Genomic DNA, 10,984 nt, shown 5'->3' with positions numbered 1-10,984 from the left:
CTATGATCGTTATTGTTCTCGTGTGAGTCGATTAGGCACTTGATGTTTTGGGTAATAAGTGGTTTAAGCAGCCTACTTGGAGATTTATTATTAAGGGCCTTCTGAGCCTATACCCCATTTACCTGGACACCATGTACTACTTATCCTTGCGTTCACATGGGTCAGACCTAGTTCTGTACCAATTAGGATAAGTTGGCTTACATCATACCACCTAGATACTGCTCAATCGTATAAGTTAATGTCAGCGCAATTATGCCAATTGGTGTAGGCTCACAGCAAGCTATGTAGGATAGCTGAAAGAGATTTGTAAGTGTACCAAAGCTGAATTGGTTTCTAATCACCCTAGTTCTATAATCTGTAAATGGATATAGCTACATTGCTTAGTACCCATTGCTTAGTACTTGTACCTTCATACTAATTAGTCCCAAACTAGCCTTTCGTGCATCTTAGTTTCTGTCTTTGAAACACAAAATATATTACGGCAAATATAAAGACCATATAAAAAGCATTATCTAGGTGTTAAACAATAAATTAGGATAGCTTCCTTTTTAACCAAAATTAAAGTGCGGTTTATATTTTTACTGTTTGTCCTTATCCAATATTCTCATAGTTATTAAATAGAGAACTGAGCCGTAACAAATTGATTAATTAGCAATGGATTAATTGCCTCGCGAAAACAAGACCTCAGAGCGTGAAGTTTATATTTCTTGCGTTCACTGCTATTCGAATATCAAAAGAGGTTACAATACTATGAGTATGGATGATCTAGCAAACAAGTTATCTGAACGCGGGATACCGCAATCCAGTAGGATGGCTATACTTAGTTATATATTTGATCATATTTTAGATAAAGGAGATTCTGAGAACAAAAAGAGCGTTACTAGCAGTAATAAAACACCCAGTGTTTCTGGTACTGAATCTTATGGAAATGTATATTCAGCATTATCAAGCATTGGTCAATTAAGTCCAGGCCATCCGCTCATTCAACAAATTCAACAAGGTACTGATATAAAGGATCCGGAGGTAGCGACACAATACACACAACAAGCTATCAGCGTAATGAAAGACCATGCTGATCAGCACCCAGAAAAAATGCATTCCATATTTCAAAGCCTACATCTCAGAAAGATAGGAAAGAATAAGGATCTAGATGAAGACGGCAGCTTTTTACATGATGGATATGACACTTTTTAGTCCCGGCACTAACAATGTCCACACTAAATCAAGTCAGGAATATTTTGGTAGCGGCAAGTAGCTCATGGCTTCAAGTTGAAGCATCATAGAAAGAACGCATTTTAGCTAGGGGTGGTAGACGGCTATGGTAGAAGAGGATAAATTGGTCGCTCAGTATGGAATCGTAACGTAACCACATGGAACGTCACCCATATGATTCGACCGCAGTCTTATCTTATCATATTCTTTTCTCCTCACTTCTTCCTATAATACCCATATAGGATCTGTTTTTTTCATGACTGAAAGCCAACCCATATCCGGTGGTTGAAAATTTAATTGCCAAAGAATTGCTATTATTTCACCTCTGTGATGCAATTCTTCTGTCATGACATGAATTAGCACATCTCTAACTATTGTCGTTCTTCGAATTCCATCCTTGTTAAGTCGTGAAACCGGTTTCCATAGATCTTTTGGCCTAAGTGAAGACAAGTATTTGTTGATTTTTAATGTAGAACTAAGGTTATAATCATAAATTGTGTTCCACGAGTCATAGTTAGAATAAGGAAATGGTCTATTAGGGTCTTCCAGACCGTGAATAGAATAATTAATCCATGAGTCTTCCACCCAAATTATGTGCAGCAATGTGTCTTTCAATGACAACCAGCCCGTTTCCCGGTTTTTGATTACATCTTCCCATGATAACTTTTGTTTAAATGTATCCATATAATTTTGTCTTACTGCATGATTATAGGTGAATAGCTCTTTAAAGTCAGAAATTTCCATTGTAGCCTTCTAATAGATTTGCAAATACATACTACTAATGGTTTTCTGTTTCTTATTATCATTTTGTAAATAGCAACAGTGAGGCTAACTGATCAATACCATTATAATAAGTTGATGCTAACTAAGGCATATTTGAAATAACTGCCATTATAATACTTCAGCCATTAAAACATGTTAACAAAAGATTATAACTCATCACTGAATATATCAGGTTCTTGGATGACCTTGCATCCTTACACGTACATTCCAATTGGGGCAGTCCTCAAAACGCTTAAGCGGAACATAAAGATCCGACCACAAATTGAGCAAATTTCAGTTTTTGAATCGTATGGACGTGTTTTAGCTGAAGACGTCAAGTCTCCAATTAATGTACCGAGATACGATTCCTCACATATGGATGGATTTGCAGTATTAGCTGATGATCTCAGGCATGCTTCCAATCTAACTCCGATAACATTGAATGTAGTAGGAGGAGGAGGTGCTACCTTAGGTAAGTTTTCTAACTATATCCTACGTTCAGGACAAGCTTATAGAATATCAACTGGTGGTTACCTACCTCATGGATCTAACGCAGTTGTTCCCAATGAATATACAATTGAGTCAAAAGGTAAGATAGAAATAATAGCATCATTTGGAAAAGGGTCACACATCTCTCCATCGGGTGGAAATATACTCAGAAATTCATTGTTATTCAGCCAAGGAATGACATTGAGAGGTCAAGATGTAGCACTATTGTCCTTAGTTGGAATAAACAAAATACACGTGTACCAAAAGCCGAAAGTAGCGATAATTCCGACCGGGGATGAGCTAACAGATAATTTGAAAGAAGTCAAATATGGTAAGGTTCTGGATACAAACAGTCATTTCATTTCTAAACTGGTCCTGGAAGCTGGAGGATTACCTATTGATTTAGGTATCTCACCAGATGATAGTAATAGAATCAAAAAGAAGCTAATTTCTGCTTTAGACAAAGCTGATCTTGTTCTCACAATCGCTGGGTCTTCTGTGGGAAAATATGATTTTGTTGAACAATCGATAAACTCATTAGGCAAACCTGGCGTTCTCGCTCATGGAGTGAAGCTTGATCGCGGAAGAGTCACAGGCGTTGGAGCTTTAAGGGGCAAACCGATTATCATGTTGCCTGGACCAATACAGGGAGCGACTAATGCATTCATTGCATTTACTCGGCCATTACTCGGATATCTTTTAGGCTTGCCAGAATCTAACGGGCTTGTAATAAGGGGAAAATTAATGGAAAATTGGGAGGCGCGCAAAAGGTTCAGGAATTTTACAAAAATTGTATATGTATTTGCATGGGAAACGAAAGCAGGTGTTATCAAAGCTTCCCCAATAGTAGGTGATACGGCAGACATGACTGTCTTGACCAGAGCAAATGGCTATCTATTTTTACCAGAGAACAAAACCTCGATAGCAGCAGGAGAAAAAGTCAAAATAAACATACTACCAGGCCTTTCATGCCCTTCAGGTTGCTCAGGGGACTTTATGTCTAAAGGTTCATTCATAAAGAAGCAGATAATTACTATGGTAAAGCCATCACATGAGAGGAACAAAAAGAGACTAGTCTAGCTTCGCTTTCTGGCTTGGTTCAAATGTGAAAATTATTCAGATCGAGATTATGGCCACCCTTGAGTTTTTATCAATCCGGTGTTTATCTATAAATCCTGAGGTAGCAGCAATCACATATTTTGCCGGCTCTGTATTCTTGTAGGTGCAGTCGGCAATGTCGAAAGTACTCTTACATGGAGGCACATCTTTTACCATATATACCACGTATCCATTTTCATCTAACCAAATTAGATCAAGATTGTATTGTATATTCAACAGCCAGATTGAGTACAGATCCGGCTTGTCATAAACCAGGATCATTGCTGAGTCAAGTAGCATCCTATCATTTCTGAACATGAGCCATCTTTCCTTTTCTGCACTCGTGTTTGCGACTTCTACGTTGATTATATCATGGTTTATTCTAATGGTTCCTTTCGGAAATCCTGTAGGTGCATTTTTGATTCCTGGTGGTACAAATACAAGCCCTACAGTGCCCAACACGATTGCTATGGCTATAAGAGGTACTAGAACAGCTATCTTGTGTACCATGTTAGCTCAGCAGAGGCATCATTATTATTATTACTAGCTTAACGTCAATGTTTACGATTGCCAGACTGTTGGTTTCTGCCATATTTCCAATTAAATGATAGGATTTTATATACATACTCTGGCTTCCATTAGTATAGAGCTGCTGTTCTGCCCATCTCACCAATGCAACATCTCTGAGCTTACTTTGGTCATAGGAAGGCTACCACGACTAAATGTCTACAATTATTAAGAATAATATGGGATATCAATCCCTTACTGTGCACTTATCTAATCGAATGTAACTATGAGACACTCATATCTACGGCTAAAGAATATGTTGGGAATTTAGATGCTCTACACTATTTTTGTTGCACTCCGCAACTCTTCTTCCCAATGTTCGCGCTACTCTGATATCTTGCTTCTTGGATTTCTTTATTGCCAGTATCCCTACAATCCTGCTAGGTCCATGGAACCATCACTCAGTAAGCTCAGGAACAATGGGTACTCCAACTGCACTCTTATCGCACCCGCGAATCGATGCCGCGGTAGTAAGTGTTCCAATTTTTTCCATGACCAAACAACTCAACCACAGACTGCTGGTTTTAGCCCACAGCACCTTCATTGGAGCAATATTGCCAAATCTAGTAAGAAAGTCGAAAATTATTGCCTCGTATTGAGCCATCTTGTTTACTAGATCTTCAATCGGGTTTGTAGAATACCTTTCGTTAAATCCTCTCCTACTTCACGAGAGATCAGTTAGCTACTCCACGTAGGATTTTGTGACACAACTCGTGCAGTACCTCATCATCAATCCTTCTCATACCAACACTAATTCAGGATGATTCCTTAGCACCCCATGTTATCCCCAGCCATTTTGTAGTATTTCTGATTCTGCTATAAAATAAAATCATGATTAGTCAGTCTCTTCCCACGTATTTATTCCAATGTCTAAACTTAACATGTTATTTTGACTTATGCTCTTATCGCAAATAGTATTTTAAAAAAGCTCATGATTAGGAAGCGAGCCCCATAAATTGACATTATGTATGGCAGACAGACAGACAGACAGATAGACATGCTTTTGATTATAACTTCTATTAGTCTTAATGACGTATATGAATTCGTTCAACCTATGACACCTAAGGAATCAGCTGTAGCCAAGTCTACTGGATATCAAGATGAGTATGCGGCATCTGAACAGGATTCAGCCCTTTTTCGTGTTCTGTCTTCAAAAAGAAAGATCTCAAAGAATGATGCCAATTACATTAATCATACTAAAGACTATGCTAACAAAGATGAATCTAAATGTTCAAAATGTAAGTTTAACTTGGGAGATGAACGGAAATGCCTTGTAGTAGAGGGTGAAATAGACAACGATCATGGTATTTCAAGGTTCTTCTCGCCAAAAGGCGTTGGTATGCTTCCTGGAGATATCGTCTGGGATTTTATAAAGAAGACTGGAAGAAAGCTCAATTACGATGAGGGCTATGTCATTAATGAAGGTGCAGAAGGGTTTCAATGTAGAGACTGTAAATATTACACTTACTCTCACAAATGCCTCTTGATAAAAGGCCTGTTCGCCCCTCAAATGAGCTGCGGTTATATTGTAAAAAATGGTAACGGAACAGATATTTAATTTAGTTTTTGAGATGGTATCTTAACTACGGTTGAAATACACCTTCCCAAATCCCGGGAGCCAAATTACGGTTCAGATACGAACTGGTACAAGAACTTCGAGGCAAACCAAATATTAAAAGTTTCTGTAAATGGCGAAGAAGTATCTTTAAGAGGCAAACCAATAACAGACAGTGGTAGTAGGATTAGGGATATCGTGAGTAAATTTAGTTCCAAGTATGGCGATGTAACAAAGTATTACCCAAAACCTGATGTAGCAGTTGAAGTCCCACTTTGACAACCCTTCTCCGAACTGTGTATGTCAGATGATCATCTACCTAATCTAGCAGCTACTGACACATTCTTAGTACTAAGCAGGGGGCTTATTGCCCCTTCTCTAAATACTGTATCAGCCCTTGTAGCCGCACTATCTCATATTGAATGGCGTACAGATCCAAAAAAAGTATTGATGTGTTACTACGGTGCACAAACAACCTCCTGCATGAATACTATCTCGAATTAGAAAACTAAAGGCATTAACAATTGGATAGTATCTTTGAAAATGGGCTTTTTTATTCGTTTATAGGGAATAACTATACAGTATAGTGCATTATACCTCTGGATCCAGGTCTGGAGTATCATCTCCATCCATATCGTGATCAGCAGACTTCATTCGCTCATATTCGACTTCATCTTTACTTTCTAACTCTCCTGATGCTATACTTGTTTACAGAGGCTTTTCATCTTTCATTATTGCATCGTCGGGCACCTTCGGGAAAGGCTTTTTATAATTAGTATCACTCATTGGTCTTTTTGAATCTGCACAACAAAGCTTATCAGCATTCATTCTTCATTCACCATAATCTTTCGGCCATCAATATCAAAAGTACGCAGGAATAAGTTCCTTTGGCTGTGACTATCTCTTTAGTAGTAACTCTAATAGATCCTATCTAAATGCATCAAAACACAAATAATAAGCATAGTTAAACGATTAGTCAATCATAACTTGACTAAAACAATAAAAGTATTATTAATAGCAACTTCCATGGTTCTATTCTTAGTTAGCACAACATTACATATTCTTAGTGTATATGCGCAGCCACAACAAGGCGATGGTAGAGGTACAACAGCATCAGTTGCTAATGCTGGTGATTCCACTTTAGTTTTTAAAGGTAATTCTTTTTTTATTCAAGGTAACTATACGCAAGCTATACAATATTATGATAAAGCCTTAGCTGTAGATCCAAGTAATAAAGTTGCTTTAAATAATATAGGCGCTGCTTTTGTTAGATTAGGCAACTTTTCACAAGCTATACAATATTATGATAAAGCCTTAGCTGTAGATCCCAATTACAAAGAGGCCTTAAATGATAAGGGCACTGCACTTCTTGAACTGGGTAATTATTCACAAGCTATACGATATTATGATAAAGCCTTGGCTATAGATCCACATTTCAAAGATGCTTTAGACGGTAAAGGCGAAAGTCTTAATGGCGTAGGTAATTATACCCAAGCTATACCATATCTGGATAAAGCCTTAGCAATAGATCCAAATTATACAGTTGCATTAAATGACAAAGGTGCTGCTCTATATAAATTGGGTAATTATTCCCAAGCCATACAATACTTTGATAAAGCCTTAGCAATAGATCCAAATTATAAAGCTGCTTTTGATAATAGACAAGCAACAGTTTCTAAAATGGGAAATGTGTCATCTTCATCGTCAGCAAGCGAAGGAGGAGGCAGATAAATATAGTTTTAATTCTTTGAACTGCCCTCTCATGATGGAAGAAAGAAAACTGACCTCATTATAACCGCTAAAAATAAGCGGGATCAGCCTGACAGCCTAGATTCAATCCCATCCATGGCACCTTTCACCTATCTAAATGAAAAAGAAATCTCACTTTATGATATCAGACTTTTGAATCGTAATTACAATCACAAAAGCTATAGCTGAGCCTTAGCCAACTCTACATATGAATAAACAAAACAGGAGGTCAGGTTGACTTGTCAGCAACAGGAAGCATTGGAAGGTGGCTTACCCAAGACTTGTCAATAGAAAATCTTGTATTCTCTGCAGGTAGTGGATTCCTATTTGGTGCAGTGGCAGGATACGCCATAAAGAAAGTCGTGAAAATAGCAGCAATAGTTATTGGATTATTTGTGGTTGGTCTTTCTTATCTATCATACAGAGGATGCATAAATGTAAAATGGATAGAAATGGAGGATGCAACAAAGGCTACATTGACAAGTAGGACATGCGCTAATTAGTACGGCATCCCAGTTTGCAGCACATTCCAGTACAATATAAGCAGCAGGTTTACCTGTGGCAGCTGCATTTGGTTTCATGCCAGGTCTGATATTTGGATTAAGAAAGGGGATAGTAGCTGTTGTTCTAAACTGAATGAATTTTTTTAGGAGTCTGAGAAAACCTATTCTGAAAAAGCAACGAAAAATAGAGTGGGGAGAATACTAATTCTTTGCTTGACGATTATCTGTGATTGTTACCGTGTATGTCAGCTGAATTGCTACCAAAATTCAAGCATGTGGTGCCGCTACTGCTTCCGCCATTGGTACTGCTCATGTCCTTTCCAGTGTTATCAGGTGTTGAACTAGTACATGCGTTTAGTTGATTTATCTGTTGGTCAACCTTTATGCTATTGGCATTGTGGTTATTGTTGTGGTGTCTGTGCCCATATCCTCCAGCCATTGCCTGTTGTGGTATAGCAAATGCCACTCCTGTCAGAGCAGCTGCTGCTACGATTGCTGCAACTACTAATGTTGTATTTCTGTAGTTCATTATTCTAGAAGCTAATTCGATATAGTATATTTGAACTGCTTTACAACAGCTGCTAGTAATGCAGTAGAAATTATAAATATATTTTCACCCTGATAAATTCATTAGAAGGATGACAATATGAATATCACCTTACTACGCAACTATACTATTAATAATACTGAGTATATGATAGATATCTCTTATCAATAATAAGTACCTTGTCTGTTTGCCAACTGCATTTATTTGATTATTTTATGTATAATTTGGTGTAGATAGACAGTCAGACAAAGAAGGAATAGTTAGTTATATTTGCTAGTGCTGTGGTTCACAGTTCTCCTATTCCTAACCTTTGTCTGTCTCCTCTACACCATAGTTTTCAAGGTATGAATAAAAGCATATGCAGATCCCGTTATATTACAAAAAGAAGAGGAATATCTTCATAGGAATATAATATCAGTCTTATTACATATCTATCATGATGTCAATAGAAGATAAACTATCAGCTCTTCTAAGTATCCAGAGACTGGGAAAGAAGACCAACTAATGTTCCTGGCATATTTCTATTGAAACTGCCATCCTTTAGATCTAGACAAGCTTCTATTGCTATAGAAATTAATCCTGTTGATGCTACTGGTGCAGCTACCAAGAAGAGAGGTATAGTAATAAGATCTGCTTCAGAGCTTGATCAATTTAGCAATATTCTTGCTGATCAAAAATTAATTGAATCAGCAAGAAGGGTTGATGAAGTAAATCCAAAGCAATAGGCAAACGAATGCGTTAAAATCTGATTATATTTTTTGTTCGATTTTCTGTGCATCTGATATTTGTGCAATATTGATGCATGAGTCCATACTGTTGATTCACTATTAGAATAGGTAGCCAACCCTACTGCATCATACGAATTATCTTTCGTATCGTCCTTAACTTCCACTTCCAAAGAAAACTTTCCATCAACTATTAAGGTAGTAAGCCTTGATTGTAAAGATTGCTGCAGACCTCGAACACTAAAATTGTTAGGAGATATCAAACTGTCTACTAATCCTCTAATTTCATTATTTAAATGAACGAGAATCCTAACCTTAACAGCACCTTCTGAAGCTATATCCCTTAACAACTTTAGTAATCCTATTCTTTCCTGACGCAGAAATGAATTGGAAGTCGATGATAATACTAGTACTTCTTCTTTGGCTGATTTTATAAGATCGAGACTTAACCGTTGTATTTCGACTGGATCTCTAATAGTTTCAATGAAATCTGGTCTAAGTCCTTCTTCGATCTCTCTTATTCTTCGTTCAGCTGGTAACGCCTTATCCCAAAGCATATCAAATACAGATTGCTGTCCTTCCACAAATGTCTTGGCATTACTTACGATGGCCTGCCACAATGGTTTCTTTTCCTCCATAATAACAGTAGCCATATATTCAGTTCTATCAGCTATTCCAAAGTTGCTCTTAATTCCAGGTAAATGTCTAATCTGAGTCCCATTTTCAATCATTATTTTACAGTATGAAATATTATCGCTGGTTATATCAGTGATGTATCTTAGTCTAACCCCTCTTTGTGCAAGTTCTTTTACTGATTTCCAGAATGGTTCAGTTGTAACTACCATAGATGGCCCTGTGGTATCCCAGCAACCGTCAAGACAATCTTTTACTTCCGAATTTGCTTTCAGGGTTTTGCTAAGTATGCTTTCTACGCCGTACATTACCTCTGTAGTTTCTGGGTTAGACAGTACTGGCAAATTGGACTTGAGAAATTACAATGATCAAATATTAAAACAAATCCCCTCTAGAGAGTAACAAAAGACCAGTAAAGTCTTTTCTAGATAGCTTCAAACTTATATAGAATTACTTACAGAAGCGGGCAATCTATTATTGAACCATTTGGCTTGAAAATACCATTACCATCATTATCATCTGGCACCTCTACGAAATCCTATCCTATTATAAAGTGAACCAAAAAATATATTGTAGTATAAAAAAATATATTGTAGTATAAGATCCCATTGAAGCAGCTTTGAACTATAATTTTGAGATAACTACGAAGATCCTTGTTATTACCTTTACAGTCGTCTTTTCCCTGTATATTATGTTCGATATGCTTTCATTCCCAACTTATGATGCAAAAGCTGTCAAGACTAGAATGCCACTTCCGGCTCACTCAAGTAATCCTTCTACCAGTAGCTGTATTGCTTATGATCTGACTACTAGATCAATTACCGTCAGCTGTAGTAGCCCCACGAGACTCACAGATGTTAGTAATGCACTGCATAATAACAATATTTTAGCTAAACAATCTTCAAATGGTGTATGGTTTCTAAATGCAAACCTAGTGATTTCGAAAGGAGCTGTCTTTCATATTGATTCTACAGACACCAAATGGCTAAAGATAAGCTCAAAAGTTGTACGAAGTGCTGGTACTACTACTAAATTAGGTCCGGCATATTGGATTGATGTTCATGGCAGTCTAAAGATTGATTCAGTAAAAATAACATCTTGGGATCCAACAACGAACTATTATGCTATAACGAATGGTTCTAGA

The 10,984-nt window shown here is 37.3% G+C and carries 12 protein-coding genes; 7 read left to right on the top strand and 5 right to left on the bottom strand.

Annotation, left to right across the window (positions count from 1 at the left end; translation table 11 throughout):
• Positions 1-750: 750 nt before the first annotated feature.
• On the top strand, positions 751-1,194 hold the full coding sequence (locus tag DYY65_RS09195; RefSeq protein WP_162477666.1) for a hypothetical protein: 444 nt from the start codon (positions 751-753) through the stop codon (positions 1,192-1,194).
• A 243-nt stretch (positions 1,195-1,437) separates the two neighbouring features.
• Here the strand turns inward: DYY65_RS09195 and DYY65_RS09190 are convergent, their stop codons facing one another.
• The gene (locus DYY65_RS09190; protein WP_162477665.1) at positions 1,438-1,956 is read right to left on the bottom strand and encodes a DinB family protein; all 519 of its coding nucleotides are present in this window, start codon (positions 1,954-1,956) and stop codon (positions 1,438-1,440) included.
• Between the two features lie 225 nt (positions 1,957-2,181).
• Between DYY65_RS09190 and DYY65_RS09185 the strand changes: the two genes are divergently transcribed.
• Positions 2,182-3,543 (top strand): molybdopterin molybdotransferase MoeA, encoded by a 1,362-nt coding sequence (locus DYY65_RS09185; RefSeq protein WP_236561767.1) that lies wholly within the window; start codon positions 2,182-2,184, stop codon positions 3,541-3,543.
• A gap of 36 nt (positions 3,544-3,579) precedes the next feature.
• Here DYY65_RS09185 and DYY65_RS09180 read toward each other — a convergent pair whose 3' ends face one another.
• Together DYY65_RS09180 and DYY65_RS09175 are read right to left on the bottom strand one after the other, a co-directional pair.
• Entirely contained in the window at positions 3,580-4,071 is a 492-nt protein-coding gene (locus DYY65_RS09180) for a DUF192 domain-containing protein (RefSeq protein ID WP_162477662.1), read from the bottom strand.
• A gap of 454 nt (positions 4,072-4,525) precedes the next feature.
• Positions 4,526-4,732: a hypothetical protein gene (locus tag DYY65_RS09175; protein ID WP_162477660.1), complete on the bottom strand. Its 207-nt coding sequence runs from the start codon at positions 4,730-4,732 to the stop codon at positions 4,526-4,528.
• Positions 4,733-5,092: 360 nt separating this feature from the next.
• Between DYY65_RS09175 and DYY65_RS09170 the strand changes: the two genes are divergently transcribed.
• The 3 genes from DYY65_RS09170 (at position 5,093) to DYY65_RS09160 (ending at position 7,935) form a co-directional block, all read left to right on the top strand.
• Positions 5,093-5,686: a hypothetical protein gene (locus tag DYY65_RS09170; protein ID WP_162477659.1), complete on the top strand. Its 594-nt coding sequence runs from the start codon at positions 5,093-5,095 to the stop codon at positions 5,684-5,686.
• A gap of 984 nt (positions 5,687-6,670) precedes the next feature.
• Positions 6,671-7,414, top strand: a complete 744-nt coding sequence (locus DYY65_RS09165) for a tetratricopeptide repeat protein (RefSeq protein WP_162477657.1) — start codon at positions 6,671-6,673, stop codon at positions 7,412-7,414.
• A 257-nt stretch (positions 7,415-7,671) separates the two neighbouring features.
• On the top strand, positions 7,672-7,935 hold the full coding sequence (locus tag DYY65_RS09160; protein WP_162477656.1) for an FUN14 domain-containing protein: 264 nt from the start codon (positions 7,672-7,674) through the stop codon (positions 7,933-7,935).
• 220 nt (positions 7,936-8,155) lie between these two features.
• Here the strand turns inward: DYY65_RS09160 and DYY65_RS09155 are convergent, their stop codons facing one another.
• Positions 8,156-8,464: a hypothetical protein gene (locus tag DYY65_RS09155; RefSeq protein ID WP_162477655.1), complete on the bottom strand. Its 309-nt coding sequence runs from the start codon at positions 8,462-8,464 to the stop codon at positions 8,156-8,158.
• A gap of 542 nt (positions 8,465-9,006) precedes the next feature.
• On the opposite strand from DYY65_RS09155, the gene DYY65_RS12545 reads away from it, so the two are divergent.
• Entirely contained in the window at positions 9,007-9,207 is a 201-nt protein-coding gene (locus DYY65_RS12545) for a hypothetical protein (RefSeq protein ID WP_162477654.1), read from the top strand.
• Here the strand turns inward: DYY65_RS12545 and DYY65_RS09145 are convergent.
• The gene (locus DYY65_RS09145; RefSeq protein WP_162477653.1) at positions 9,153-10,184 is read right to left on the bottom strand and encodes a hypothetical protein; all 1,032 of its coding nucleotides are present in this window, start codon (positions 10,182-10,184) and stop codon (positions 9,153-9,155) included. The two genes, DYY65_RS12545 and DYY65_RS09145, sit on opposite strands and share 55 nt — an antisense overlap.
• 356 nt (positions 10,185-10,540) lie before the next feature.
• On the opposite strand from DYY65_RS09145, the gene DYY65_RS09140 reads away from it, so the two are divergent.
• On the top strand, positions 10,541-10,984 hold a 444-nt coding region (locus tag DYY65_RS09140; protein ID WP_236561766.1), incomplete at its 3' end, for a hypothetical protein.

It is taken from the genome of Nitrososphaera sp. AFS, from assembly GCF_009898475.1.
Taxonomy (GTDB): Archaea; Thermoproteota; Nitrososphaeria; order Nitrososphaerales; family Nitrososphaeraceae; genus Nitrosopolaris.
This window is presented reverse-complemented; position numbering and strand designations above follow the sequence as displayed.